Raw genomic sequence first — 25,538 nt, forward strand, 5'->3', positions numbered from 1 at the left:
CGTCGATATTGTCAGCCGTTCAGCGCGGCATCCACGGCGGCGTCAGCCTCGACCACATAGGGACCGGCAGCCACGATCTGCAGGCCCAGCATGGCGATCGCGTTGGGCGCGCGCTCGCCGAGCGGCAGCACGGCATCGCCATCCGTCCAGCGGCGAGCCCCTTCCGGCACCGACCAGCCGCGCAGAGTGCGGGTGGTCAGATGGGTGTCGATCTCGCGGCGGACATTGCCGTCCTGCAGCGTGACAGCGCCGACGAGCACGCCGAGGAAACGGCGGTCATCGACATAGGGCCCGATCGTATCGGCCGGACGGCTGGCGCGCGAGACGATGCGCACCGACCGCACATTCGAGGGGATCATGAACAGGGCCATGCCATCGGCTTCCCGGGCCTGGCGGATGACCCGGCCGCTCTCGGTGACCAGGTGCAGATCGGCTTCGCGGGTCAGTTCGACCGGCTGCGACTGCACCGGATCGTTGCGCAGGGCCGCCCGGGCCTCGATGGCGCGGAAGATCGGCTCCACGAAGGCACGCTCGACGCAGAGCGGCGCCGCGGCATCGACTGACCAGTCCTTGGCCTTGCCGGGGAACGGCACCACGCCGTGCTGGGCAACGAAGTTCTTGCGGTTGCCCGTGTCGAGATAGCTCTCGGAGAGCATGCCGTTGGCATGGATGATGCCATGCTGGGCCAGTTCGACATGGTAATAGGTGTAGGTCTGGAAGGAGCGGTCATAGAAGATGCTCCGGCCGTTGACCAGCATGCGGATCGGCACCAGCTTGCCTTCGAAAAAGAAACTGTGCTCGGCCGTGACCAGCAGATCCTGATAGGGCACGCCTTCGGCGATCGCATCCTTGAGGATGCGGACGGGGTAGCCGCCCATATCCATGGGACGCGAGGGATTGCTCATCACATGCCCCGATCCAATCCACGTCACGGGACGCAGTTCATCCTTGCCGTCGACGGACACATAGATCTCATAGCCGACCTTGATCTTCTCGACTGCGACTTCGCCTGTGGCCGTACGGATGAGCGTGCCAGCGAGGAAGCAGACAACGGCCAAGTCGGTGATAGTCAGGCTCGTGCCGTCACCACTGATGGTCAGTGGGCCTGGATCGCCAGGGGTGTACGTGCCGGTGTTGAGCGTCTGGCCTGCGATATTGGCTTGCGCGATGATGTTGCCGTTGGCATCACGAACCACAATGCTCTGTCCGCTACCCGTATTCGAAATCTGATAGGTAGCTGCCGCAGCCGAAGTATTCTGGAACTCCAGATGGTTCAGACCATTGTTGGTCGCAAAGCCGTTGATCGTCGTATTTGAGAGATCGATCAGCGTTCCGCCGCCATTGACAGTAAAGGTACCGCCACCGACGCCATAGTTGATGGTCGTACCGGTCAACACGTTGGCAAGATTATTCCCATTGGTGAACGAGCCACCATCCGTCAAATTCACCGTTGAACTGCTCAGGGCATTTGCCAAGATTCCATCAGCAAGACTGGCAGAGCCACCGGTAACATTGATTTGAGTACCGCTAAGAAGAGCAAGCGTACTATTGATCGTGGTAGTACCACCAACATAAATTGTCTGCGGGCCAACCGCGGCCAGGATATTAACGTTACTGTTGGCTACACCGGGCGCGACAACATAAACACTTCCAAGGCTTACGAGAGCGCCCGCGGAACCGCCAGTGGTCGTGATGATGTTACCGCCAGGTACGTTATTTAAGACGGTACCGTTGAGTGCGCCGCCCGAGATAGTAACGTCGCTTTGTCCAAGAATATCCGGATTGCTGATGTCATAGCTGACGCCGCCAGCGTTGGGTCCGAAAATAGGCATTCATTCCTCCTGCATCCGTCGGAATTCCGGCCTGTCCCCCACGGCCACCCGTACTTCCGATTAGGTATCGTGTACGCCTTTTGAAATAGCACGAAAAGTTTGTTTTGCGCAAACATAAACTCGCGACTGCCAACATGTCGACAGGCGATGCGCAAACCGCATTTCTTCGACCCTGTCAGCCGCCGCCTGCGACCGCCGCCTTGACTTGGCCGTAGATGTCGAGATCGGCCTCGAGCAGCACCTCGGTCTCGGGCAGCCTGCGCAGCCGTTCCGCCAGGGCCTGGACCGGCGGCAGCAGGGGCGCGATCTGCACGGCGCCCTGCGGCATGCGCATGATCTGTTCGAGGTCCTCGGCGAAGACATGCGGCCGTTCGCGAATGCCGACAACCCCGGCGCTGGCAAGATTGGCGAGTGCCGTCGCCACGGCGCCGCGCGGCAACAGCGCGTCGAAGCCCTCGGCAGCAAGCTGGCGCGCAAGCGGGTTGGACAGGATTGAAATCACCGGACCCGGCATCTCGGCGAAGGCCTTCACCAATCCCTCCTCGTCCGTCTCGAGGTCGGCGACGAAATCGATGGCGGGCTTGAAAACGGAGAGATCGCGCTGGCCCAGCAGGGCATCGCCATATTTGGGTACCAGCTTGAGGGCCATCAGCCGCTCGGCCAGTTCGTAATAGGGATCGTGCAGCAGGGTCACCCAGGTGAAGCGCTCATGAATCAGCGCGTCATATTGCCTGAGCGTGAGCCGCCCGCTGACATAGAGCGAGGTGGTGTTCAACAAATGGAAGATCTGGGTCGCCGTCTCGCTTCCCAGCCGCTCGATGCCGCGGTGGAAATAGTTGAAATGCTGCTTGAGCGCCGCATCGAGCCCCCAGAGCGGAAACAGATGGGTCTCCAGCCGGAACAGACGGTTGGGCAGGCCGGGAGCGTCCAGATTGCGGCGATAGATCAGGATGCCGCTTTCCTCGTCCACCACTTCGACATAGCGCATGGCGCCGAGGCCGGGCACATTGGCATCGTTGAGCAGGAAGCCGCACAGGCCGTTGAGGTGGCGCCCCGCCGTGACCAGGGCCGGGCGCGGCTCGCTGCAGCGGATGCGGGCCGCCACCTGGCCGTCGACGAGGACATGCAGGATCGGCGTCTTCTCGAAATCGTCCGGGACGACATAGCCGGTGATCTCGCCGCCCTCGTCCGATTCGATGTTGAACAGCATGTCCTCGCCCGATTTCCAAGCTGGTTTTTCGGCCGCACGGGCCTCACCACAGGAGCGACTCTTCCTCCAGCACCCGCAGGAGATATTTGCCGTAGCTGCTGTTCTCGACCTTCTTGGCGAGGTGGCGCAGTTGATCGGCATCGATCCAGCCGCTGGAAAAGGCGATCTCCTCCGGGCAGGCCAGGCGCACGCCCTGCCGGTGCTCGAGCACGCGCACGAACTCGGCGGCCTGCAGCAGGCTGTCGGGCGTGCCGGTGTCGAGCCAGGCATAGCCCCGCCGCATGCGCTCCACATGCAGGCTGCCTCGCTCCATATAGATGCGGTTGACGTCGGTGATCTCATACTCGCCGCGCGCCGAGGGCTTGATGGTCCGGGCGATGTCGACCACCTCGGCATCGTAGAAATACAGCCCCGTCACCGCCCAGTTGGATTTGGGCTGCCTGGGCTTCTCCTCGATCGAGGTCGCCACCGCCTTTTCGTCGAAGCCGACCACGCCATAGCGCTCGGGATCGGTGACGTGATAGGCGAACACGGTGGCCCCCTCGCGGCGGGAGACGGCAGAGCGCATCAGGCCGGGCAGGCCGGCCCCATAAAACAGATTGTCGCCCAGGATGAGCGCCGAAGGCTCGCCCGCCACGAAGTCGGCCCCGATCACGAAGGCCTGGGCCAGGCCGTCCGGGCGCGGCTGCTCGGCATAGCTCAGCTTCAGGCCCCATTGCGAACCATCGCCGAGCATCTTGCGGAACAGCGGCAGGTCATGCGGGGTGGAAATCAGCAGGATTTCGCGAATACCCGCCTGCATGAAGGTGCTGAGCGGGTAATAGATCATCGGCTTGTCGTAGATCGGCAGCAACTGCTTGGAGGTGATGCTGGTCATCGGATAGAGCCGGGTGCCACTGCCGCCGGCCAGTATGATACCGCGCATTCTCAATAACTTCCTTGATCAAAAACACCACGGGCGGCCGATTGCGAAGGCCGTTAGGACGAAGCAAGAGGAGAAACGGGAGAGGGTGAGCCTGCGCCGGCACGCCCCGCCTGCAGGCGCGATACGCAGTCGCCGACCGAGGCGTGCCAATCTGGCAAGGCGATGCCGTAACGCTGCTGCAGCCTGGCCGTGTCCAGCCTTGAATCGGCAGGGCGGCGGGCCGGCGTGGGATAGTCCTTGGTCTCGATGTGCCTGACGCGGGCCGAGGGGCCACCCGACGATGCCGATGCCGCAAACACCGCCTCGGCGAGATCGGCCCAGCTCGCCTCACCGCTACCGGCGACATGAAACACGCCGAACAAGGGTGAGGCCGCCGCCTTCTCCTCGACGACCTTCCGGGCGATCCGCAACAGCGTCTCGGCAAGATCGAGGGCATAGGTCGGGCAGCCGAACTGGTCGGAGACGACGCCGACCTCGTCGCGCTCGCCGGCGAGCCGCAGCATGGTCTTCACGAAATTCTGGCCATGGGGCGAGTAGACCCACGAGGTGCGGCAGATCACGTGGCGCGGATTGGCGGCGGCGACGCGCAGCTCGCCTTCATGCTTGGATGCACCATAGGCGCCGAGTGGACAGACCCGATCCTCCTCGCGATAGGGATGGCCTGCGGCGCCGTCGAAGACATAGTCGGTCGAGACATGCACGATCGGCACGCCGAGCCGTTGCGCGGCCTCCGCGACGAGCCCTGCGCCGACGGCGTTGACCGCATGGGCCTTCTCCGGTTCGCTCTCGGCCCGGTCGACCGCCGTATAGGCGGCGGCATTGATGACCGCATCCGCCCCGGATGCGAGGAGCGCCTCAGGAATGCTCGCCGGCGCGGCCAGATCGAGCCCGGGCCGGCCGAGACAGACGATATCCACGCCAGAGGATGCGCCAACGGCCTGCAGAGAGCGAGCCAGCTGCCCTTCCCTGCCCGTCACCACAATACGCATCACGAAACCTCCTGGATCCGGACTGCCGGCAGGCTCAGGCGCTGACGAGCCCCAGCCGTTCGCCGGCATAGACCCCCGAGCGGATCGGGCGCCACCACCAATCATTGTCGAGATACCACTGCACCGTATGCCGGATGCCGGATTCGAAGGTCTCGAGGGCGCGCCAGCCCAGATCCGCCTCGAGTTTGCCGGCATCGATGGCATAGCGCTGGTCATGGCCGGGGCGGTCCGGCACGAAGGCGATCAAATCCCGCCGCGGACGCGAACCGGCGACGAGCCCGTCCAGGACGTCGCAAATGGTCTCGACCACGCTCAGATTGCTGCGCTCGCTGCGCCCACCGACATTATAGGTCTCTCCCGGCCGGCCCGTCCGCACGATCGTCCACAGGGCACGGGCGTGGTCCTCGACGAAAAGCCAGTCACGCACATTGCTGCCATCGCCATAGACCGGCAATGTGCGTCCCTCCAATGCGTTGAGGATGACGAGCGGGATGAGCTTTTCTGGAAAATGATACGGGCCGTAATTGTTCGAGCAGTTGGAGATCAGCACCGGCAGGCCATAGGTGCGCATCCAGGCTCGGGCAAGATGGTCGGACGCCGCCTTGCTGGCCGAATAAGGCGAGCTCGGATCATAGCGCGTGGTCTCGGTGAAGAGGCCGTCGCTGCCGAGCGAACCATAGACCTCGTCCGTGGAGACATGCAGGAAACGGAACGCGTCACGCTCCCGGCCCGAAAGCGTACGCCAATAGGCGCGCGACGCTTCCAGCAGGGTGTAGGTCCCCACGATATTGGTCTGGATGAAGTCATCGGCTCCGGCGATCGAGCGGTCGACATGGCTTTCGGCGGCCAGATGCATCACCGCGTTCGGGCGAAAAGATGCCATGACGGCATCCAGCTTCAGCCTGTCGGTGATGTCGCCGCGCATGAAGCGATAATTTCGTGAGCCAGCTATCGAGCGCAGAGAATGAGGATTGCCCGCATAGGTGAGCTTGTCGAAGTTGAGCACCTCGACGTCCCCCTCCCCCACCAGCAGGCGCACCACGGCCGAACCGATGAAGCCTGCACCGCCTGTCACCAGAACACGCATCATGCGACACCTTCCTGTTCGGAGTTGTAATGAAATTGAGCCGGCAAGTCTTTCAGGAGCGGCAACCCCTGGTCCTTGGCCGAAAGCACGGGGCCCTGTGGCAGCACGGGCCATTCGATGCCGATCGCAGGATCATTCCACAGAATGCCGCCATCGTCGTCGGGGCTGTAGTAATTGGTGACCTTGTAGGCAACCAGCGTGTCCGGCTCCAACGTGCAATAGCCATGGGCGAAGCCGACAGGCACCCACAGCTGGTCGCCATCGACCCCGTCCAGGCGGGCCGAGACATATCTGCCGAAGGTCGGCGAGCCCTGGCGGATATCGACCGCCACGTCGAGTATCGCACCGCGGATGACACGAATCAGCTTGCCCTGCGCCATCGGCGAACGCTGAAAATGCAAGCCTCGCAGCGTACCCGCGGCGCCGGACAAGGCCTCGTTGTCCTGAACGAATTCTACTTCGGCAACCTGCTGGCAAAACCCGCGCGCACTGAACACTTCCGAGAAGTAGCCGCGGGCATCACCAAAACGTCGAGGGCGAACTCGCACGACTTCAGGGATGGCCAGGCGCTCGACAATCATCATACTAGCACTCACCAGAACTTTAAATGATGTATTTGATGCAAGACATTCATGTCAAGTCTATATTTTAAGCCAAAATGAACAATATAGTATAAAAATCGATTTACATTAATCTACGTCATGAATCAAACGACAAGAATTCAAATCAAGTAAAACTGTCATTAAATTTTAGTATATAACACATAAAATAGAAGTTTTTGGGAGGTAAAATACTGCTTTCAAATACAAAATATACAGACATAAAATACAATTACACCGCAAAAATCCCGAAAGTTTGCGGACAACTCACTCGCTTCACTACATAAGTCGTACAAGTAAGTTCATTTACGCCAGGGAATAATACTCCAAATAGGGGTTCATTTCAAAATATCGGATGAAGTCTGAAAATAAATTTAATCTAAATTATAATAATATTTAAGCGGATATGACAACATCAATCGAATTAGCTCTTCTATGACAACAGATCATATAATTTAAATTTGTCACTATGCTCGAAATTTCATAATAAAATTTCACCATTTGCTTAAGTTTATTGATTTATCCGGGTGTTTTGGGTGCGCTCATTTCACTTGAAAGGTTTACCTGATCGCAATCAGATGCGCCACCACCCGCTCAAAACAATTGAAGTAGTATCGGTTGTGCATTCCGGCTGGCAGCCCCCGAGTACTTTCCGGACACAGACGCAAGAACAATGGCATGCGAAACAACGGCATACGACGAGTGGGCTGCCCCGATACTACCGCCTGGCTCGAAAGATCAGGGGCAGGGCGGGAAACCAGGCAGCAAGGCCGGCCGCGCGGATGGCGGTGCCATGGTGACGCGCAATGCCCCCGGCCGCAGTCTCAATCCGCAAGGGGATGCAGATCGCGCACCATCGACTTCACGCGCTCGTCCAGCACATGCGTGTAGATCTGCGTCGTCGCGATGTCGGCATGGCCGAGCATCATCTGCACGGAACGCAGATCCGCGCCGTTCTGCAGGAGATGACTGGCAAAGGCATGACGCAGCACGTGCGGGCTGATGCGGTCGGCACGAATACCGACGCTCGCCGCCAGCATCTTCAGTTCCCGCGCGAAATGCTGGCGCGTGAGATGGCCGCTCTCGCCGAAGGACGGGAACAGCCAGGGCGAAGTTCCTTCCCTGCCCGCCTGCGCGAGCAGGCCGAGATAGGCCTGCATGGCTCGCTGGGCCGCTTCGGTGAGCGGCACCAACCTTTCCTTGGCGCCTTTGCCGACCACATTCAGCATGGCGAGCCCGGGCCGCGCCGCGGTGCGCTTGAGACTGACGAGTTCCGAGACACGCAGCCCCGAGGCATAAAGCGTCTCGAGCAAGGCGCTCATCCGCGCCGCCCTCAGACGCTCCGACAATGGACGGGCAGCATCCTCGATCCCCTCGGCCGCCGCCGCCAGCATGCGATCGACCTCGGCCACATCCAGTACCTTGGGAAGGGCACGCCCACGCTTCGGCCCGTCGAGCACACCGGTCGGGTCATCGGTACGGAAGCCTTCGGCATAGAGGAATTTGTGCAACTGCCGGATCGCCGACAGATGGCGCGCCAGCGTGGTCGCCTTGAAGCCGAGATCACTGAGGGCGGCGAGATGCGCCCGCGCCTCATCGGCGCCCGCCGTGGCGATCGCGGCGCCCCGCCCCTTCAGAAAATCACTATAGTCGGTGAGATCGCGGCGATAGGCCTGCAGCGTGTTGTCGGCGCCACCGCGCTCGGCGGACACCATGTCGAGAAAGGCATTGATCAGGCGAGCGTCGCTGGCGGGCTTGGACATGGCACCAGCCTAAGCCCACCGAGGTTAACAGCCGGAAAACCGCGCCGTATGGCACCCGCTCAATAGCCGAGCGCCGCGCGCAGCTCCGTCTTGGCCGGAGCGAACTCTGCCTTGAAATCATCCTGGCGCAAGATGGTTGCGGCGATCACCGAACCGGAGATGCGGCCCATCTCGATGTCGGAAGGATAGTGGATGCCGGCGACCAGACGGCTATGGCCATAGTCCCAGGCCCGCGCCATGATCTCGGCGCGCTTCTCCGGCACCATGTCGGCGAGGACGATCCCCATCAAGGTGCCCAGCGTGGTATGGCCGGAGGGATAGGCGCCCGAGTTCGACAGCTTCACCACCGGCTTGACGATATCGCTCACCATATGCGGGCGCGGCCGGTTGAGGATCTTCTTGGCAGGATCGACGACAGCCGCCTCCGTCTCGACCACACGGTCGAAGAAAGCCGAGAATTTGGGTAGCTTGTCCTTGTCGAATTTGGGACCGAACAGCTCGCCGGCGAAGCGCCAGACCGTCTCCTCGTCGTCGGCCTTGGCATGGGCGACCATCTCCGGCGTACGCTCGACCTGAAGGGTGAGGATCTCGGCTAGTTCGGCCTTGGTCTTGTCGGAGTCCTTGGCCGGCGGCGGCGGCAGGATGGTGACGAGATCGATGATCTTCGCATCGGTGAAGGGCTTGGCATCCTCGGCCTTCGCGGGGGCGAAGGCAGCAAGAGCCAGCAAGGCGGCAGCGGCGAGAATCGTGCGCATGGGGCGCTCCTGTGGGTGGGGGCGCCGTCCGATTGGCAGTGGTCGATGACAACGCCGTGACGTTGCCGGGCCGCAGCTCAGAAATAAAGCGGATGATCCTCCAGGGCCAAGGCGATCACCCTGAGCGAAGCAGCCGCCTGCAGATGCGCGTTGGGACTGGTTTCCTTGACGATCTCGGCCGCCAATCCCCTCAGGGATACGATCATGTCGCGCAACAGCTTGGCATGCGGAATGCGGATGGCGAGGAGACCGGCGACACGCACCAGCATCTCCGAGACGGCGGCGGCATGGTCGGGCTCGATCAGGCCTTCGCGCAGGAAGCGGCGCAGGCGCAGGATCTCCAGCCCCATGGTCACCGCGGCCAGGCTCCCGTCCAGCACATATTGGCCCTTGCTGCCCACGCGCTCCAGCGGTGCCATCAGCTGGTTGATGCGATCATAGGCAAGGCTCTCGAAAGCCGAAGGCTTGGGCAGGCGCTCATGCAGGCAAAGCCGGGTAAGATCGGCCCGGAAAGCCTCGACCACGCGCTCGACCACGCTTTGCGGCCGGCGGGGCAGCACCACGGCGAACACGGCAAGGCTGAGCAACCCACCGCCAAGCACCGCGATCGCCGCATTCATGAACAACCAGGGCTCGGCCACCATGGGCTGGCGCGGGTTGAGAAAGAGCAGGAAGTTGATGGCGAAGGCCGTGGCGATCGGCGTGAAGCGCGGATTGGCCATGCCCAGCGCCGCCGGCAGCAGCACCAGCCCGATCAGCGCCAGCAGCCAGGGGAGCCCCGGCAGGTGGGGCAGCATGAGCTGGCCGACCAGGAAGGCGAACGGCACCGAATAGGCCGTGCCCTTGAGGAAGTCCCAGGCCGACCGCAGCGGATTGGGCATGGTGGCGAACAGGCTCGACATCACCGCCACCATCACCGCCGCGCCGGCGAGGTCGGCCCAGCGCGTGGCGATCCAATAGGCGGTGACGATGGTGGTGGCGATCGCCGCCCTGATGGCGTTGACGGCCGCCACCTCATAGTCGCGATCGATGGTGAGGGCCGGCAGCTTCCATTGGCCGGGTGGGTCGGGCGCCCGCAGCCGCAGGGCGGCCAGTCCCTCCAGCACCTGGCGGATGGCGGTAAGGAACTCGATCAGCAAAGTGATGCGAGCCGCCGCCGCGGCGCGGTCCTCGTGCGGCTGCAGCGGTGCGCCACGCATCGCCTCGGACTCACGGCAGAATTCCTCGATCTGCCTCAGCCAGGGGCGGACATCCTGGGTGAGCCAGTCGCCCTGGGCGATGCCGTCCAGCATGGTCCTGATGCGGTTGAGCAGCGGGCGCCAGCTCGAATCGGGCGCGCTGGCATGGGCAAGCAGCGTGTGCACGGCCGAGATGGCCGAGAGCATGTGGCCGATCGTGTGCCGTGCCATGCGCCCATGCGTGACCAGGCTGGGCGCTTCCAGGCGGGCATAGGCGCGCATGCCTGCCAGCGCCTCGATATCGACGATCAGGCGCTGGTAGCGCGTGTCGAGCTCGGCCTTCGCCGTGCCGCCGATCGCACCGGCCCCATAGCGGGCAATGTCCCTGAGGCTGGCGCCGGCCCGTTCCACCAGTACGTCGCGCGCGAGTTGCGGCAGCAGGAAGCGGCTGGCCAGGCCGGCGCAGACGATGCCGAGCATGATTTCGATGCAGCGCGCCACCGCCAGTTCGTTGACGAGATGAGGATTGTCGAAAGCCGGCAGGCCGATGATGGCGGCCGTATAGCCGGCCAGTACCGCCCCATAGGCTTCGGGGTTGCGCAGGGTCGAGGCCACGAAGGTGCACAGGCCGATCCAGGCGGCCAGCAGCCCCAGGAAGAACAGGTGCTCGCTGCCCGTGAGCTTGACCATCGCCACCGAGGCAAGGGCGCCGATCAGCGTGCCGGCCAGCCGGAACAGCCCCTTGGCGAGCACCATGCCGGCGACGGGCTGGCTGACGATATAGACGGTCATCATCGCCCATTGGGGCTGTTCAAGCCCGAGCGCATAGGCGATCGCCAGGGCAACGAGCCCGACTGCGGTGGTGCGGAATGCGAAGATCCAGTCGGCCCGCGGCGGCATGGCCAGATGCGGCAGGCTGAGCGATGGACGGGCAGGCAGGAAATTCGAGCGAGGCATCACACCGGCCATACAGGGTTTGTCGCTGATTTGGTACCCGATCATGGCGCGCGATGATGAAGAGCATGCTGCCGCTGCGAGGCGCAAGCTGCTGTCATGAGAATAGGAAACGATCGTTTCCGAACCTGTTCCGGCCTCACCAGATCCCGGGCAGCATGCGATAGCGCACGCTCCGGGCGTAATCGGCATAGCCTGGCAGGCCTGTCATCAGGGTGCGTTCCTCGATGCGCGAGCGGAGCGCGAACGCCAGGAAGAACACCGGCATCATCGCAAGCCCCCACCAGGAGCCGATCAACAGCGGCGTGCCGATGAAATAGAGCATGACGCCGGCATACATGGGATGGCGGACAAAGGCATAGGGGCCCGTCGAGACCACATGATGGTGACGCTCGGCCTGCACCTTGACCACTGGCGCGGCGAAGGAGTTTTCGCGAAACACCCACATGACGAAGAGCGTGGAAGCCAGATAGAGCACGAGCCCGACGGCCTCGAGCGGGAGGGGCATGGTGGGGGCCCGTAGGCGCCGTTCGAGCCCGATCACCACGAACCAGACCACGGCGACCACGAGGAAGACCAGCATGAACCATTTGTCCGCGCTGGGTTGCTCGGGAGCTTTCAGCCTCATGCGTTCGGCCAGCAGGCCCGGATCGGTCCAGGCAAGCCACAAGCCGGCGGCAAGGCCGACAATCAGGGAAACAACCAGGTAAAACCAGGCCGCGGTCCAAGCCAGAGTGCCCGCGGAGAGGAACAGCACCAGGCCCATGATGCCGACGAACACCAGGTTTTGCAGGACCAGTTTGACGATCATGGCCATTGTCCCCATGCGGCAACGGCATCATCCCGCAGGTATTGGGCGAAAATGCAGTTCTCGGAACACCCAACGGGAAACAGGGCCGCTCCCGCCCCGAAACCGCCAGCATGCGAGCAGGCTAGGGCTTGGCCGGCTCCTTCGGCGGCTCCAGGTTCCTGAGCGGAATATCCTGGCTCATCGGCCGCGTCGCCGGCTTCACGAATGTGCCCAGGGCATAGACGAGGCCGAACCCGGCCAGGCCCAGCAGCAGGAGAATGACAAGGAAACGGAAGAGGCTGGGCATGAGGATCCTGAAACGCAACGGTGCCAGGATAGTGCGCGATTGAGGGCAGCACCATGGCGTTGTGCCCTCCGCTTACCCGTGAGGCTCTTGCATCGAGGCCCCTCTCCGGTTCATTAGAACGATGGACTTGTTGATGCAGGACGATATGAGCGGCTTTGCGACACCCCCTGTCCCGGCCGAGCGCGAGAAGAAAATGGCGGAAGCCCTCGCGGGGCGGTCGGTCGTGCTGGTGGGCATGATGGGTGCGGGCAAGAGCGCCGTCGGCCGGCGCCTGGCGGGCCGGCTCGGCCTCGAATTCCGCGACGCCGATACCGAGATCGAGGAAGCCGCCCAGAAGACCATTTCGGAAATCTTCGCCTCGGATGGGGAAGCCTTCTTCCGCGACAAGGAACGCCGCGTCATCGCAAGGCTGCTTGCCTGCGACAAGCCGATCGTGCTGGCGACCGGGGGCGGCGCCTATATGAACGAGGAGACCCGCACCCTCATCGCCCGCTGCGGTATCTCGATCTGGCTGAAGGCGGAACTCGACGTGCTGATGCGCCGCGTTCGCCGCAAGCCGACCCGCCCGCTCCTGCAGACACCCGATCCGGAAGGCACGCTGCGCAAGCTGATCGAAGTCCGCTATCCCATCTATGCCGGCGCCGATGTCACCGTGCTGTCGCGCGACGTCGCCCAGGAGACAGTGCTCGAGGACGTCGTCACCGCCCTCGAACATCATCTATCGACAGAAAGATCGGACAAACCGGCATGAGCCAGCCCATCGTCGTTCCCGTCGCGCTGGGCGCGCGCTCCTACGAGATCGCCATCGGCCCGGGCCTCCTCGCCGAGGCTGGCCAACGCATTTCCGCCCTCGTGCCCAAAGCGCGCCTCGCCATCGTCACCGACGCCAATGTCGCGGCCCTGCACCTGGCGACATTGACGGCGAGCCTGGATGCGGCCGGGCTCGAGCACCAGACCATCACGGTCGCGCCCGGCGAGGCGTCCAAGAGCTTCGCCACCTTCGCCGAGGTCTGCGAAGGCCTGATCGCCACCCGCGTCGAGCGTGGCGATCTCGTCGTCGCCTTTGGCGGCGGCGTGATCGGGGACCTGGCCGGCTTTGCGGCCGCCGCCGTCCGGCGCGGCATGCGCTTCGTGCAGATCCCCACCAGCCTGCTGGCGCAGGTCGATTCTTCGGTCGGCGGCAAGACCGGCATCAATTCCCGCCACGGCAAGAACCTGGTCGGCGCCTTCCATCAACCCAGCCTGGTGCTGGCCGATACGCAGGTGCTCGACACCCTCTCCAGACGCGAATTCCGCGCCGGCTATGCCGAGGTCGCCAAATATGGCCTGATCAACGACGCCCCCTTCTTCCACTGGCTGGAAAACAACTGGCAGGACGTGATGGCCGGCGGGCCGGCGCGCGTCGAGGCCATCGCCACCTCCTGCCGCTCCAAGGCCGGCATCGTCGCCCGCGACGAGACGGAGACCGGCGAGCGGGCCCTGCTCAATCTCGGCCACACCTTCGGCCATGCGCTGGAAGCGGTCACCGGCTACAATTCCGCCCGCCTGGTGCATGGCGAAGGCGTTTCGATCGGCATGGTTCTGGCCCATGAATTCTCGGCCCGGCTCGGCCTGTGCTCGCAGGAAACGCCCTCGCGCGTCGCCGCCCATCTTGCCACAGCCGGCCTGCCCACCCGCATCGACCAAGTGCCGGGCGGCGCCGGCACGGCGGGCGAGTTGATGAACGCGATCCTGCAGGACAAGAAGGTCAAGCGAGGCAAGCTCACCTTCATTCTCACCCGCGGCATCGGCGAAAGCTTCATCGCCAACGACGTCGACCCCAGTGCCGTGACGGGCTTCCTGGAAGAGAAGCTCGCCGACGCCGGCAAGCTGGGAGCGTGATGATGTCTGAACCGTCATTGCGAGCGCAGCGAAGCAATCCGGATTTGGCCCGCCATGAAGATCCGGATTGCTTCGCTGCGCCCGCCATGACGATCTCTTTCCTTGGGCCGAGCCGGAAGTAACCCATGCATCCCGAGGCCTGGTACTCGCTCTTCATCGTCTTCCTGCTCCTGCTGGCGGGCTTTTTCTTCGCGGGCTCGGAAACCGCGCTCACCGCCGCCTCGCGGGCCAGGCTGCTGTCGCTGGAGAAGAATGGCAGCCAGCGCGCCAAGATCGTCAACAAGCTGCTCGACATCCGCGAGGCGATGATCGGCTCGCTCCTGGTCGGCACCAGCATCGTCAACACCGCCGCGGCGGCTTTGACGACTGGCATCCTGCTCGACATTTTCGGCGATGTCGGCATCTTCTACGCCACCATCGTCATCTCGGTCCTGACCATCATCTTCGTCGAGATCCTGCCCAAGACCATCGCCATCAACTATCCCGAGAGCTTCTCCCTGGCGGTCGGTTGGCCGGTCCGGCTGGTGGTGCTGATCTTCTCGCCGGTGACGGGCCTGCTCGGCTGGCTGGTGCGCGCCATCCTACGCCTCGTCGGCCTGGAAGTCGGCAAGCACCCCTCCTTGCTCTCGGCCACCGACGAATTGCGCGGCACCGTCGACCTCCTGCACAAGGAAGGCTCGGTGGAGAAGACCGACCGCGACATGTTCGGCGGCCTGCTCGATTTGCAGGAGCTCACCGTCGACGACGTCATGGTCCACCGCACCAAGATGTTCTCCGTCGACCTCGAAGAGGGGCCGGCCCAGATCGTGCAGAGCGTGCTCGCCGCACCCTATACCCGCATCCCGGTATGGAAGGAGAGCCCCGAGAACATCATCGGCGTGCTGCATGCCAAGGACCTCCTGCGTGCCCTCGACGCCGCCGGCAACGATCCCCTCAAGCTCGACATCGAGGAGATTGCCCTGCCGGCCTGGTTTGTGCCCGACACCACCTCGCTGGTCGACCAGCTGCGCTCCTTCCGCCGCCGCAAGCAGCATTTTGCCTTCGTGGTCGACGAATATGGCTCGGTGCTCGGCATCGTCACGCTGGAGGACATCATCGAGGAAATCGTCGGCGACATCTCCGACGAGCATGATCTGGTGGTGACGGGCGTGCGCCCACAGGCGGACGGCGCCGTCAATGTCGACGGCTCGGTGCCGATCCGCGACCTCAACCGCGCCATGGACTGGACCCTGCCGGACGAAGAGGCCACCACCATTGCCGGCCTCGTCATCCACGAGGCCCGCACCATCCCCGAGGCCGGCCAGACCTTCACCTTCCACGGCTACCGCTTCCAGGTGCTGAGGAAGCAGAAGAACCGCATCGCCTCGCTCAGGATCACGCCGATCGTGCCGGAGGCGCCGGACGCGTGAGAGTGGCCCCCGAGAGGCATCCGCCTCGTCACTGAGCCTGATCCATACGCCTTACTCGGTCCCAACCGTCATTTGCTTGAAGACCTCATCCCGCCTTACCAGCAGGTGGAAGAGAGCTGCCGCGATGTGAACCAGGACCAGCGCAAAGAAGGCCATTGCCAGATAGAAATGAGCATCCCAGAGCAGGGCATGCATTTCGCGGCTGGCCGGCAGGATCGCAGGCAGGCGCAGGCCGCCCGCCAGGACGATCGGGTAACCCGCCGCGGACATCATCGCCCATCCGATCAGCGGCATCCCGATCATCAGCAGATAGAAGGCCAGATGCGACAGATAGGCCGCCAGCTTCACGGGCGCCGGCAGATCATAGGGCAAGGCAGGCGCGCCTTTTCTCAGCCGGACCGCCAGCCTGAGGAGCGCCAGCACCAGAATGGCGACGCCGAGGCTCTTGTGAATTGAAATCAGGGAGAGATAGTCCGGCCCGATCGTCCGCACCATCGCCACGCCGATGAACAGCATGGCGAGAATGCAGATCGCCATCACCCAGTGCAGCAGTCGCTGCAGGAGCGAGAAGGAGCCGCTGGCCGCTGTCATTGCTGTGCTCCCTGCTGGGTGGGATAGCTGCCGGCTTCGGCCGTTCGCCGGTCGAACGAGACGGCGTAGGCCGCCGAACGGGCGGCCGGGAATGGATCGTCCGAGGTGCGGATGCCGTCGGGAAGCACGGTCGGATCGAAGTTGATGTCCCGGCACGGCCCATGATCCTCGGCGAGGGTCTGCGTGGCGGATAGCGTTCCCACCTCCACCGTCTTTCGATCATCAGGCCAGGCCTTGCTCGGATCCGCGGTGGGATCGCCCGGATTGGCCAGGGTGACGACCATCTTCCATTGCACGGGTCCCGCCTTCACCCGTTCCGCGATTTCCTGCTCGAGGAAATCGGCGTTGCGCTTGGCCAGATCGTCCGGCGCAAGGGCACTGGCGGCGACCGTGGGAACCAATGACCAGCGCACCGCCTGCTCCGCGCCCGCTGCATTCGTGAAGATGAAGCTGTTCAGGCTGTTGAAACGGTCCTCGGCATAGCTTGCCGTCCATGGCGTAGCCTTGGCCCAGCCGCCGAACGCCGCGATTTCGGGATGGGCACCGGCAAAACGCTTCATCGCCTCCGGATCCTTGCTCGCCGAGGCGATGAGGAGCTCGTAGAACGCCTGTGGCGTGGAAACCGGGAAGAAGGGCGGGTCTATCATGGCGCTGCGCCATTGCTGGCCGTCGGCTCCGGTGATCTGGATGCCAAGTCCCCTCACCCGGACCGTGGCATCGTTGGCCTTCGGGTCCGGCGTGCCGAGATTGAGGCGCCCGACGACCGCATAGCTGCCGGCCGCCAGCATGCTGGCCTTCGACAGGCTGGCACCTGACCCATTCGCCTCGAACTGCCCCGTGAAACAGATGCCCTTGGCATGATTGCGCCGGTGGCCGAGCGCCGGCCCGGTGGCGGGCGCCAGGGCATCGACGAGTTTCTGCGAGGTGAGGGCCTGGGGTGAAAGCCACCCGGCAGTGTAGGCAAAAGCAGCGCCTCCACCTGCGACGACCACCCCAATAATCGCAAAAGATAACCAGGTAGAATAGGAGGACGCCGGACTTGATGACATCACAACTCCTTAAGCCGAATTCCGACACGATAAAAAGAAAAGATAATTTCTTCCTCAATTGCCGAAGAATTTCTTATTCTTCATCCGAGGATGGAGGCAAGTCAAGCAGACATGGCGACCAATACTCGTCGCATCCCGCGCCACAGGCGACGGCGGCAAATTCATGTGACGCACGTCAGTGATGACGCACGCTTGGCGCCCTTCTTTCGACATCGAGTTGACTTGATAGCATTCCTCCACGCCGGAAACACGCAGTGAGGTCATCCGTGCGTCTGAAATTCGCGTGAACGATCAAGCTTGCGGATATGTGCGGCGGGGATCCCGAAGGCTATCGATCTGTTTCCGAGATCCGATATGCCGAGGCCGCACATTTCTCCTTTCCCGGCCTCGCATGGCCACATCAAGCGGGTCCGCCTCCCTCTTCCCCTCCCCTTTGTGCCCTACGTCACACGCCAGTTGCCGACACCGGAGTGCGCCCTTTAAACTTGGCTCGATTTCCCCTATTTGGTTGCTCAACAGTCAAAGCGTCTTCCGAATTGGCGCAATCGCCAAGAATTGCAAAGACGCTCCAAGCCAATCCGTTGGATTGGCTTGGCAACAACGAACCCGGAGCAGACAAGCGTTCGGCATGAACGCCGCACGCTCCGGGGTGGCCAACCCAGGGGAGAGCCGCATGGCCGAGTTCGACGCCGCGATCAAGTCCGCCGAAGCTGAAATCAAGGCGGCCCAGGCCAAGATTTCCGAGGTCAGCTCGAAGATCGAGCTCGCCCATTCCAAGATGGAGAAGGGCGAGGACATCTCCATCGATATCCAGAACGCGACGCTCGACGACGTTCACGCCCATTCCAACGCGATGAACGCCAACATCGCCGAGCTGATCATGGGCCTGGACGATGTCACCGCCGGCTTCTCCAAGGAATTCGACGCCATGCGCGAGAAGTCCGGCTGGGAGAGCTTCGTGGGCATCTTCTCCTCCGCCAAGTCGGACTCCATGCGCGAGGAGCGCCTGCGCGCCGCCTCCATCGACGACAAGCTGCAGGACCTGATCTCCAAGTCCGACATCATCGTCAATCTGCTGCAGAGCCAGCTCGGCGTGCTCAACGACCACAAGACCCGGGTCGAGAAGAATCTGTCCGGCACCCTGTCCGATCGCGAGAGCACCGTGGCGGACCTGGAGAAGATCCGCGCCCAGGTCCTGGCCATGGATCCGAAGATCATCGATCTCGAAAACAAGATCTCGATGGAGCAGGATGCCGCCGCCCGCACGCGGCTGGAGACCGAGCTTGCCCAGACCAATGCGGCCTACAACAATCTCGTGCAGGAAGAGCAGGTCAAGCTCGCGCAGTCGCAGACGCTGGAGCGCTATATCGAGCAGGGCAAGAGCTGGGTCGACAGCCTGCAGAACCAGGCCGCCACCCAGATGGTGCTGATCAACAAGCTGCAGACCGACACCAAGCAGCGCGTGGTGCTCTATGATGCGCTCACCAAGTCGCTCAAGACGGCCCAGCAGCAGGACGTCGCCCACCGCATCAACGAGATCGGCGTCAAGACCGACCAGGAAGCCCAGGCCGCCATGGCCGCCATCGGCTCGGCCACCAACCAGCGCATGGCCGAGATGATGGAAAAGCACGAGGACCACATGGTCTTCGCCCGCAAGATCCTGGAAGAAAAGGCCAAATCCGACGAGCGCTTCGCCCGCCGCTTCGCCAAGATCGTCGAGAAGCACGACAAGAACCTCTATGGCGGGGCATGAGGCGCGCCTACCCTCCCCTGGAGGGGGAGGGTCGATGCAAAGCATCGGGGTGGGGTGGCAACACCGCCCGACCTCGGGATGCGCCGTAACGTGTCAGCCCTTCCGGCAAAATCACCCCACCCCGGCCCTGCGGGCCGACCCTCCCCCTCCAGGGGAGGGTAGAGAGTCCGAGGCCGCCCTTGACCCCTCCCGGTAACGATCACGTCACCCTGCCGGACCCCCAGGCGATGCGGCGCTATTTCGGCAAATTCTCACGCATCATCCGCCATCTGCGCGAGATCGCCGGCCAGACCGGCCAGGGAAACCAGGCGAGTCTGGCCGATGACGCCAAATATGGCGGCGGCGAGTTCGCCAACATCCAGCTCGACCTGATCGAGAATTATCTCCAGCGCCTCGCCAAGACCTTCACCGCCCTCAGCCTCAAGCACCTGATGTCGGGCCGGGTCTCCTCGCTGCCGCTCACTTTAGCGATCGACCGCTCGGAAAGCGGCTTTCCGGTGTTCCAGGAGATCATGACGATGGCGAACGACCTGGCACAGGTCGACCGCCACCTCGCCAACCAGCCCGACCAGGCCCGGCTGAAGGAGGAGATGATCGCGGCCATCCTCTCCGAACGCGCAAGGCCGACCAACCTGCAATATGCGATGAGCCAGCGTATCTATTACGAGACGCTGAAATCGCGCGGCCTGTTCTTCGCCCAGAACCACCCGCAATTCGTGCTGCTGTCCGACCCCAAGGCGCAGCGCCGGCGCTACCTGCTGCATTGGGCCGTCTATGACAGTGCCCTCAGCCTGCCGGTGATCTATCTCCTGGTGGTCGAGGATACCGGCCATGTCATCCTCAACGAGGACCAGATGCGCTGGCCGCAGGTGCAGTCCCACCTGATGGCGCAGTCGCTCTCCAGCCTCAAGCTCCTCACCATCGCCCGCGGCTTCGACGTCGATTTCGACAATCTGCACCCCAAGCTCCTGAGGCGCATCCATGTCGGGCCGATGTATTCGCATGCCTTCACCGAGCAGACCGGCCCCTTGCGGGAAATCCTCGCCGAGGTCTCGCGCACCGAGGAGAGCGACTGGGCCCTGGCCTGGACGATCGAGACGCTGGTCTCGGCCCGCAGCGAAAGGGTGCCCGCGGGCCTGCTGTCCACGGTGGAGCGCGAGATCTTCGACCTCGACCAGTACCAGCCCGCTGCTGCCGAGGCCGGCGTCACCCGGCTCGAGCGCTCTCTCGTCCTGCCGGTGCTGCCCTATCAGGTTCTCGTCGACCGCGATCCCCCCGGCTTCCGGGACGTGCGCAAATATGTGGTGGGCGAGGACGGGTCGCTGCTGACGGGGCTGTGATGGGAGTGCGCAGAATAAAGCGCGACCGGCCTTCTCCGCGAAGCGGGGAAGGTGGCCCGACGAAGTCGGGTCGGATGGGGTGTGGGCCGCTAGCTGCGCCCTGTCCGGATCGAGTACCGTTAGCGGGCCGCACCCCATCCGTCGTTGCTTCGCAACGCCACCTTCCCCACTACGTGGAGAAGGCATTCCGCGCCCCATCCTGACCACGAGGACCCCATGACCGCTTCCCTCAACCTGATGGAAATCCGCGAGGCGGCGATCCGCGCGCAGTATCCCCAGGCCCTGGCCCTGATGGAGGGCTTCGACCATGCCCCGCGCATCGCCAAGGCACGGCCCGCATCGACGGGCACCGCGCCGGCCGAACGCTCCCCCGGCATCCCGACCGCGACCGGCCGGCTGTTCCGCGCCACCACGCCGGGCCTGACCGCGCGTTCCAGCGCGGCGCAGGACGGCGTCCACCTGATCGCACGCATCAGCCAGGCCGACCCCGGCGAAGCCTTGATGAGCCCGGCCCAGGCCAGTGTGCTGCAGGCTTTGCGTCGGGCGCTGGCCACCGCCATGGCCGTCGGTGAGCTCTATGAGGAGCGCACCGCCCTCGGCCAGCTCAAGCGCGACAATCGCGAGGGCCGCCTCGACCCTGCCCGGCGTACCGAATTCGCCGAACTGCTCGCGGCGGCCTCGTTGATCGGCCTGCACGTCACCGCCAACATGCTTTCCTTCCTGCTCGCCGCCCAGGCGAGCGAGGGCCAGGCGGAAGTCGGCGAGCTGGAAGAGATTCTCACCGACAATCCCGCCCTCGCCCTGCAGGGCGCCTTGTGGGAGCTCGACGGCATACTGAGCCGCATGGATGGCAGCCTCAAGCTGGTGCCGACGCTGACGGCCTGGTGCGAGCGGCTGATGGAGGCGGTCGCCATGCGCGCCGGCACCGCACCGCGCCTGGAGGCCTTCACCAGCGCCGCCTACCGTGTCGAGGCCGACGACTTCCAGGTCAACGGTTTCACGCCCGCCACCCACAAGCGCTCCACCACGCTGACCATGGCCTTCAAGAAGCCGACGGAGGTGGTGGGCAACCACATCGCCAAATACCAGTCGATGAAGCTGGCCAAGATGCTGATGGCCTATGATTTCGACAAGCGGCTCAACCCCTTCGCCGAACTCGGCGGCTTCATCTTCACCTTCATGGGCGACGGCAAGCCCGGCACCGGCAAGACCACGCTGATCCAGATGATGGCGGGCCTGCTCAACGATTATTGCGCCACTGCCGGCTATCCCTTCCGCTATGCCAACCTCTCCACCGAGAGCATCGATTCCTACCAGGGCAAGTCGGCCCAGAACGCCAAGGCCTTCATCCGCGAGATCATCGACCCGGCCGTGATCGGCTTCGGCACCATCGACGACATCGACCAGCTCGCCGGCAAGCGCGGCGACCGGCAATCCTCCTCGGGCCAGCTCGAGATCACCGCCGTGCTGATGGAAAGCTTCGCCGGCGCCAACACCGTGGTGCGCGGCAACTGCACCTTCGGCATGTTCTCCAACTTCCCGGAGAATGTCGACGACGCCCTGCGTCAACGCGCCGGCGCCCGCTTCCTGGTCGACGGCCCGCAGAGCAAGGAGGACTATATCGACCTCCTCTCCCTGCTGCTCGGCAAGCGCCACCAGATTCCGCTCGGAGAGCACGATCTCTTCGCCGCCCAGGAGATCAAGAAGGCGGTCGCCGCTTCCTATGACGCGCATTCGCGCCCGCAGGAGGAAGCCCTGAAAAAGGTGTTCGACAGCGTGCAGGGCAAGATCGGGGCGCTCGACACCGTCGCCAGGCTCGGCGCCTATCTCAAGGCGATCCAGGAGGCCGATGAGCGTTTCACCGGCCGTGCCATCAAGAACATCACCGATGCCATCAAGGTCAGGGCAATGGATTTCGAGCTGCCGGACGAATGGATGGAAAAGCCCGAGCTGTTCCTGACCAAGGACTATGCCACCAAGCTTGCGATGATCTCCGAGCTAGCCAGGCCCATCACGGTCGAGATGGTGATCCAGGAGATCAACCGCTACGCCGACAGTGAATTCCGCTATGCCGACAAGTCGGACGAGGCCGCCATCGACAATGCGGTGCGTGACATGGGCCGCATGGAGGAAGCCAAGAAACGCTATCTGGAGCAGCGCACATGATAGTGATCGTCGGCGTTGGACGTTCTGTCATCCCCGGCAAGGCCGAAGGCCTTGGTATCCTCACAAGCTTGCTTGTGAGTGGGATCCAGGGGCCAGAGAATAGTGCACATAGCCCCTGGATCCCCTTCCCGCCGCCTGTGGCGGCGCCGGGAATGACAGATAACTTCCGGGAAGCGCCATCATGCTAGAGCGTCTGATCGAAGCGGGGCTGATGTTCGGGAACCTCATCGAGGTCTCCTCCCCCACCATGGTGGCACGCTACAATGCGGCGCTGGAAAAGCTGATCGGCAAGCGCACCACCCTCACCGAGTTCCACATCGACCTCTCCGGCTTCTCGCCGGAGGTAGGCGACGAACTCGACGACATCCGCTACCTCAATCCCGAGGGCTGCAACCGGATGTTCATCCTGCTCAGCCTCGACCAGCTCAAGGCGCCGCTCCTGAACGCGCAGTTCTCGACCATGCGCTCGGTGCTGCGCAACTTCATCCAGGACAATGCCAGGGAGTTGATGGCCCTCAGCGTGCGCGAGGCCGTGATGGGCGAGCTCGTGCATTCGATGTGGCGCATCAAGAGCCCGGCGGACCTCTTGGAGCTGCGCTCCGTCACCGTCGAGGCCAATACGCCGACCGACCGGCTGGGCGAGGCCGAGCAGCTGTCGCGCCTGGTCGAGGATTTCCGCGCCAAGGACGATCTGTGGCAGGACGACGCCTATATCGACACCATGATCAAGCTTGCCGGCCGGGTTGGCGACATCACCCGCAATCCGGTGCGTTTTCGCAAGACCGACTACAGCCAGGGCAATTTCTACACCAATTATTTCGACGGGCTCTATCTATTCCGGGACTTGTCATACCCCGCCATGCTCTATCGCGGCGTGGCGCCCGGCTTTCCCAAGATCGGGGCCGTGGAGACCAAGAATCTCGAAAGCGCCGTGGATGTCTGGCACTTCCTGCAGCTCAACGGCCTGATCACCTCAGTCTTCGAGGCGGCCGACCTGAATGCCAAGGCGCTGCTGCGCCAGCGGCTCGACTTCATGCTGGCCAATGTCCTTGCCGGCAAGGCCGACGCGCCAGCGGAACTGGCCCGCCTCAACCGGCAGGATCTGCGCCGCTTCGCCATGCGCCACGCCGATGACCTTCCGCCGGAATTCGAGGTGGTCGAGGCGGCCCTGCGCGCCGCCGAGCAGGGTCTCGAGCCCCGCCTGCCCGGACCGACGGAACCGGGCTGCTTCTATCTCTACCGGGCCGCCCAATTGCCGGATCGCGACCTCGTCAACCAGCTCCTGAGCGAGTTCACGCCCCTCGACATCCGCCAGCTCTTCCTGTGCAACAAGCCGGCCTTCTACAAAGCCTATCAGGGCTGGACCGCGCGCAAGCAGGACTATGTGGTTGAATTCCTGTCCCGGGACGAAGCACTCAGGAACGACGATGCCTGGGAGGATCTGTTCGGCGACGGCACGCCGGAGGAAGAGCCGGCACCACAGGCCGGACCCTGGGGAGCAATCCCGAAAGGGTGATTCCGGGTGCGCGGGCATCTTGCCCGCCTCTTGGAAACACCCCACCTGTCGGATAGGAAGAAGCGGGCATCACGACATGCTGGCATGTCGTTGGGACGCCCGCGCACCCCGGAGAGTTCATGCTGCGCCTGTTCAAATGGTTCCTGATCGTCCTGGCGCTGGTGGTCGGCTATTGCTGGCTCGACCAGGTGCTGCCGCGCTATGACGTGGTGCGCATCGTCGGCACCGACACCAAGCGCCTCGACAGTTCCGGCTTCTTCGACAGCGAGGCGCCCAATGTGCAGGCGACCAACACGCGCGACGTGCGCTTCATCAACACCGTCTATCCCGGCGGCGCACTGCGCGTGTATCGCAACGAGGATACCGACTGGGGCTTTCCCTGGTACTACAAGTTCGACTCCGGCAACCTGATGGCGGCCGCCCAGTCCTTCCAGTCCAGCTCGGAAACTCCGAAATGGGTGGTGATCAAGAGCTATGGCTGGCGCGTCACCTATCTGACCATGTTCCCCAACGCGCTCTCGATCCGGGCCGCGACGGGGCCGGATGAATATGTCATCCCCTGGATGCGGATCTTCGTGTTCGGCGGCCTGGCGATCGGACTGATCTGGCTCTATTTCCGGCTGCGACGTTTCAAGCGCGAGCGGATCGATCCGATGCTGACCCGCATCGAGAACCATGTCAGCGCGGCGGCCGATGCCGTCGATGATCATGCCGTCGCGGTTTCGAGCAGGGCCACCGGCTTCATGGCCCGTATCCGGCGCTGGCTCGACAGCTGGAAGCCGAAGAACCAACGGCGCTACAAATAGGATCAAGCCGGGAAGATATCTGACCTGGAGACTTGAAGGGCTCAGGCCGCCGCTCTGGCGATGCCCTCGCCCACGATCGTCAGGGTCAGCGGCCCCGGCAGCATCTCGCCGATCGCCTCGAAGGCGGGATGTTCCAGCGTCACCGCCGGATCGAGCTCGATCACGCCCATGGTCTCGCCCTGGGCGAAGCTGAGCTTGGCGTTGAAGCGGCGGGCCAGCGCCTTCATGCTGGCATTGTCGGCATGGGTGGAGACCTCGAGGCGGGTATAGCCGAGGCCGAGCGCGTGCAGCAGCAGGCGCGCGAACAGCCGCCCACCAATGCCCTGATGCTGGCGGTGACGTTCGACACTGAAGGCGATCTGGGCCGTCGGCTCCGCCAATTCGGGCAGTTCGTGCAATTCAGCCGCGCCGAGAACCTGGCCGTCCTCGACATAGCCGATGACGGTTGCACCACCGCGAAAGCTGCGCTCGGCATAGTCGGCGACGAAACTGGCGCTGATGCCGCCGTTGAAACGATCATGCCGGCTTTCCCGGTCCAGCCGCAGCAGGTGATCGCGAAACTTCGGCAGATCGGACGGTCTCAACTGCCGGATAATGCCCCTGGGGGCCATGGTGGTGATCTGGTTCATCTCGCAGTC

Annotated in this window: 22 protein-coding genes; 8 read left to right on the forward strand and 14 right to left on the reverse strand. The window is 63.5% G+C overall.

Features of this window, described 5'->3' with window-relative positions; translation table 11 throughout:
- Positions 1-11: 11 nt before the first annotated feature.
- The 11 genes from ACIGJE_RS25215 to ACIGJE_RS25265 form a co-directional block, all read right to left on the reverse strand.
- Entirely contained in the window at positions 12-1,832 is a 1,821-nt protein-coding gene (locus ACIGJE_RS25215) for a Hint domain-containing protein (RefSeq protein WP_483678959.1), read from the reverse strand.
- 175 nt (positions 1,833-2,007) lie between these two features.
- Complete coding sequence (locus ACIGJE_RS25220) at positions 2,008-3,042, reverse strand: hypothetical protein (RefSeq protein ID WP_311933000.1); 1,035 nt, start codon at positions 3,040-3,042, stop codon at positions 2,008-2,010.
- Between the two features lie 43 nt (positions 3,043-3,085).
- Entirely contained in the window at positions 3,086-3,967 is an 882-nt protein-coding gene (gene rfbA / locus ACIGJE_RS25225) for a glucose-1-phosphate thymidylyltransferase RfbA (RefSeq protein ID WP_311932997.1), read from the reverse strand.
- Positions 3,968-4,020: 53 nt separating this feature from the next.
- Positions 4,021-4,956 (reverse strand): dTDP-4-dehydrorhamnose reductase, encoded by a 936-nt coding sequence (gene rfbD, locus ACIGJE_RS25230; RefSeq protein ID WP_415086591.1) that lies wholly within the window; start codon positions 4,954-4,956, stop codon positions 4,021-4,023.
- A 34-nt stretch (positions 4,957-4,990) separates the two neighbouring features.
- A complete protein-coding gene (gene rfbB / locus ACIGJE_RS25235; RefSeq protein ID WP_311933049.1) occupies positions 4,991-6,043 on the reverse strand; it encodes a dTDP-glucose 4,6-dehydratase in 1,053 nt (350 codons plus the stop codon).
- Positions 6,043-6,624 (reverse strand): dTDP-4-dehydrorhamnose 3,5-epimerase, encoded by a 582-nt coding sequence (rfbC, locus tag ACIGJE_RS25240; RefSeq protein WP_311933048.1) that lies wholly within the window; start codon positions 6,622-6,624, stop codon positions 6,043-6,045. Before rfbC ends, rfbB begins: the two co-directional genes overlap by 1 nt.
- Before the next feature lie 842 nt (positions 6,625-7,466).
- Complete coding sequence (locus tag ACIGJE_RS25245; RefSeq protein WP_415086586.1) at positions 7,467-8,405, reverse strand: site-specific tyrosine recombinase XerD; 939 nt, start codon at positions 8,403-8,405, stop codon at positions 7,467-7,469.
- Positions 8,406-8,464: 59 nt separating this feature from the next.
- Entirely contained in the window at positions 8,465-9,160 is a 696-nt protein-coding gene (locus tag ACIGJE_RS25250) for an acid phosphatase (protein ID WP_311932993.1), read from the reverse strand.
- A gap of 77 nt (positions 9,161-9,237) precedes the next feature.
- Complete coding sequence (locus ACIGJE_RS25255; protein WP_415086583.1) at positions 9,238-11,295, reverse strand: FUSC family protein; 2,058 nt, start codon at positions 11,293-11,295, stop codon at positions 9,238-9,240.
- Positions 11,296-11,431: 136 nt separating this feature from the next.
- Complete coding sequence (locus ACIGJE_RS25260) at positions 11,432-12,103, reverse strand: methyltransferase family protein (RefSeq protein ID WP_415086581.1); 672 nt, start codon at positions 12,101-12,103, stop codon at positions 11,432-11,434.
- Positions 12,104-12,224: 121 nt separating this feature from the next.
- Positions 12,225-12,389: a histidine kinase gene (locus tag ACIGJE_RS25265; RefSeq protein WP_311932986.1), complete on the reverse strand. Its 165-nt coding sequence runs from the start codon at positions 12,387-12,389 to the stop codon at positions 12,225-12,227.
- Between the two features lie 133 nt (positions 12,390-12,522).
- Between ACIGJE_RS25265 and ACIGJE_RS25270 the strand changes: the two genes are divergently transcribed.
- From ACIGJE_RS25270 to ACIGJE_RS25280, 3 genes are all read left to right on the forward strand, one after another.
- Positions 12,523-13,140, forward strand: coding sequence for a shikimate kinase (locus tag ACIGJE_RS25270; protein WP_311932983.1), 618 nt, complete (start codon positions 12,523-12,525; stop codon positions 13,138-13,140).
- Positions 13,137-14,270 (forward strand): 3-dehydroquinate synthase, encoded by a 1,134-nt coding sequence (gene aroB, locus ACIGJE_RS25275; RefSeq protein WP_415086579.1) that lies wholly within the window; start codon positions 13,137-13,139, stop codon positions 14,268-14,270. The genes ACIGJE_RS25270 and aroB overlap by 4 nt, the downstream gene beginning before the upstream one ends.
- Positions 14,271-14,395: 125 nt before the next feature.
- Positions 14,396-15,679 carry an HlyC/CorC family transporter gene (locus tag ACIGJE_RS25280; protein WP_311932979.1) on the forward strand — a complete coding sequence of 428 codons (1,284 nt, stop codon included), beginning with the start codon at positions 14,396-14,398 and terminating at the stop codon, positions 15,677-15,679.
- Positions 15,680-15,730: 51 nt separating this feature from the next.
- Here the strand turns inward: ACIGJE_RS25280 and ACIGJE_RS25285 are convergent, their stop codons facing one another.
- Both ACIGJE_RS25285 and ACIGJE_RS25290 read right to left on the reverse strand, forming a co-directional pair.
- Positions 15,731-16,270, reverse strand: a complete 540-nt coding sequence (locus ACIGJE_RS25285) for a cytochrome b (protein WP_367625349.1) — start codon at positions 16,268-16,270, stop codon at positions 15,731-15,733.
- Complete coding sequence (locus ACIGJE_RS25290) at positions 16,267-17,319, reverse strand: catalase family peroxidase (protein WP_483678960.1); 1,053 nt, start codon at positions 17,317-17,319, stop codon at positions 16,267-16,269. The genes ACIGJE_RS25285 and ACIGJE_RS25290 overlap by 4 nt, the downstream gene beginning before the upstream one ends.
- Positions 17,320-17,992: 673 nt before the next feature.
- On the opposite strand from ACIGJE_RS25290, the gene ACIGJE_RS25295 reads away from it, so the two are divergent.
- The 5 genes from ACIGJE_RS25295 (at position 17,993) to ACIGJE_RS25315 (ending at position 24,900) form a co-directional block, all read left to right on the forward strand.
- Positions 17,993-19,072 (forward strand): coiled-coil domain-containing protein, encoded by a 1,080-nt coding sequence (locus ACIGJE_RS25295; RefSeq protein WP_367625347.1) that lies wholly within the window; start codon positions 17,993-17,995, stop codon positions 19,070-19,072.
- 179 nt (positions 19,073-19,251) lie between these two features.
- On the forward strand, positions 19,252-20,412 hold the full coding sequence (locus tag ACIGJE_RS25300) for a hypothetical protein (RefSeq protein WP_311932972.1): 1,161 nt from the start codon (positions 19,252-19,254) through the stop codon (positions 20,410-20,412).
- A gap of 216 nt (positions 20,413-20,628) precedes the next feature.
- Complete coding sequence (locus ACIGJE_RS25305; RefSeq protein ID WP_311932971.1) at positions 20,629-22,578, forward strand: AAA family ATPase; 1,950 nt, start codon at positions 20,629-20,631, stop codon at positions 22,576-22,578.
- A 181-nt stretch (positions 22,579-22,759) separates the two neighbouring features.
- On the forward strand, positions 22,760-24,094 hold the full coding sequence (locus ACIGJE_RS25310; protein ID WP_367625345.1) for a DUF6638 family protein: 1,335 nt from the start codon (positions 22,760-22,762) through the stop codon (positions 24,092-24,094).
- Positions 24,095-24,213: 119 nt separating this feature from the next.
- Entirely contained in the window at positions 24,214-24,900 is a 687-nt protein-coding gene (locus tag ACIGJE_RS25315) for a DUF1523 family protein (RefSeq protein WP_311932969.1), read from the forward strand.
- Between the two features lie 41 nt (positions 24,901-24,941).
- Here ACIGJE_RS25315 and ACIGJE_RS25320 read toward each other — a convergent pair whose 3' ends face one another.
- Positions 24,942-25,529, reverse strand: coding sequence for a GNAT family N-acetyltransferase (locus tag ACIGJE_RS25320; RefSeq protein ID WP_311932968.1), 588 nt, complete (start codon positions 25,527-25,529; stop codon positions 24,942-24,944).
- Positions 25,530-25,538 lie beyond the last annotated feature (9 nt).

The organism is Labrys sp. E2SS-1L, from assembly GCF_057073705.1.

What these genes read in the sequence shown, in the direction of transcription:
- ACIGJE_RS25215 (WP_483678959.1), bottom strand. Translation starts at nt 1,832, where the DNA reads ATGCCTATTTTCGGACCCAACGCTGGCGGCGTCAGCTATGACATCAGC.
- ACIGJE_RS25220 (WP_311933000.1), bottom strand. Translation starts at nt 3,042, where the DNA reads ATGCTGTTCAACATCGAATCGGACGAGGGCGGCGAGATCACCGGCTAT.
- rfbA (WP_311932997.1), bottom strand. Translation starts at nt 3,967, where the DNA reads ATGCGCGGTATCATACTGGCCGGCGGCAGTGGCACCCGGCTCTATCCG.
- rfbD (WP_415086591.1), bottom strand. Translation starts at nt 4,956, where the DNA reads ATGCGTATTGTGGTGACGGGCAGGGAAGGGCAGCTGGCTCGCTCTCTG.
- rfbB (WP_311933049.1), bottom strand. Translation starts at nt 6,043, where the DNA reads ATGCGTGTTCTGGTGACAGGCGGTGCAGGCTTCATCGGTTCGGCCGTG.
- rfbC (WP_311933048.1), bottom strand. Translation starts at nt 6,624, where the DNA reads ATGATTGTCGAGCGCCTGGCCATCCCTGAAGTCGTGCGAGTTCGCCCT.
- ACIGJE_RS25245 (WP_415086586.1), bottom strand. Translation starts at nt 8,405, where the DNA reads ATGTCCAAGCCCGCCAGCGACGCTCGCCTGATCAATGCCTTTCTCGAC.
- ACIGJE_RS25250 (WP_311932993.1), bottom strand. Translation starts at nt 9,160, where the DNA reads ATGCGCACGATTCTCGCCGCTGCCGCCTTGCTGGCTCTTGCTGCCTTC.
- ACIGJE_RS25255 (WP_415086583.1), bottom strand. Translation starts at nt 11,295, where the DNA reads ATGCCTCGCTCGAATTTCCTGCCTGCCCGTCCATCGCTCAGCCTGCCG.
- ACIGJE_RS25260 (WP_415086581.1), bottom strand. Translation starts at nt 12,103, where the DNA reads ATGATCGTCAAACTGGTCCTGCAAAACCTGGTGTTCGTCGGCATCATG.
- ACIGJE_RS25265 (WP_311932986.1), bottom strand. Translation starts at nt 12,389, where the DNA reads ATGCCCAGCCTCTTCCGTTTCCTTGTCATTCTCCTGCTGCTGGGCCTG.
- ACIGJE_RS25270 (WP_311932983.1), top strand. Translation starts at nt 12,523, where the DNA reads ATGCAGGACGATATGAGCGGCTTTGCGACACCCCCTGTCCCGGCCGAG.
- aroB (WP_415086579.1), top strand. Translation starts at nt 13,137, where the DNA reads ATGAGCCAGCCCATCGTCGTTCCCGTCGCGCTGGGCGCGCGCTCCTAC.
- ACIGJE_RS25280 (WP_311932979.1), top strand. Translation starts at nt 14,396, where the DNA reads ATGCATCCCGAGGCCTGGTACTCGCTCTTCATCGTCTTCCTGCTCCTG.
- ACIGJE_RS25285 (WP_367625349.1), bottom strand. Translation starts at nt 16,270, where the DNA reads ATGACAGCGGCCAGCGGCTCCTTCTCGCTCCTGCAGCGACTGCTGCAC.
- ACIGJE_RS25290 (WP_483678960.1), bottom strand. Translation starts at nt 17,319, where the DNA reads ATGTCATCAAGTCCGGCGTCCTCCTATTCTACCTGGTTATCTTTTGCG.
- ACIGJE_RS25295 (WP_367625347.1), top strand. Translation starts at nt 17,993, where the DNA reads ATGGCCGAGTTCGACGCCGCGATCAAGTCCGCCGAAGCTGAAATCAAG.
- ACIGJE_RS25305 (WP_311932971.1), top strand. Translation starts at nt 20,629, where the DNA reads ATGACCGCTTCCCTCAACCTGATGGAAATCCGCGAGGCGGCGATCCGC.
- ACIGJE_RS25310 (WP_367625345.1), top strand. Translation starts at nt 22,760, where the DNA reads ATGCTAGAGCGTCTGATCGAAGCGGGGCTGATGTTCGGGAACCTCATC.
- ACIGJE_RS25315 (WP_311932969.1), top strand. Translation starts at nt 24,214, where the DNA reads ATGCTGCGCCTGTTCAAATGGTTCCTGATCGTCCTGGCGCTGGTGGTC.
- ACIGJE_RS25320 (WP_311932968.1), bottom strand. Translation starts at nt 25,529, where the DNA reads ATGAACCAGATCACCACCATGGCCCCCAGGGGCATTATCCGGCAGTTG.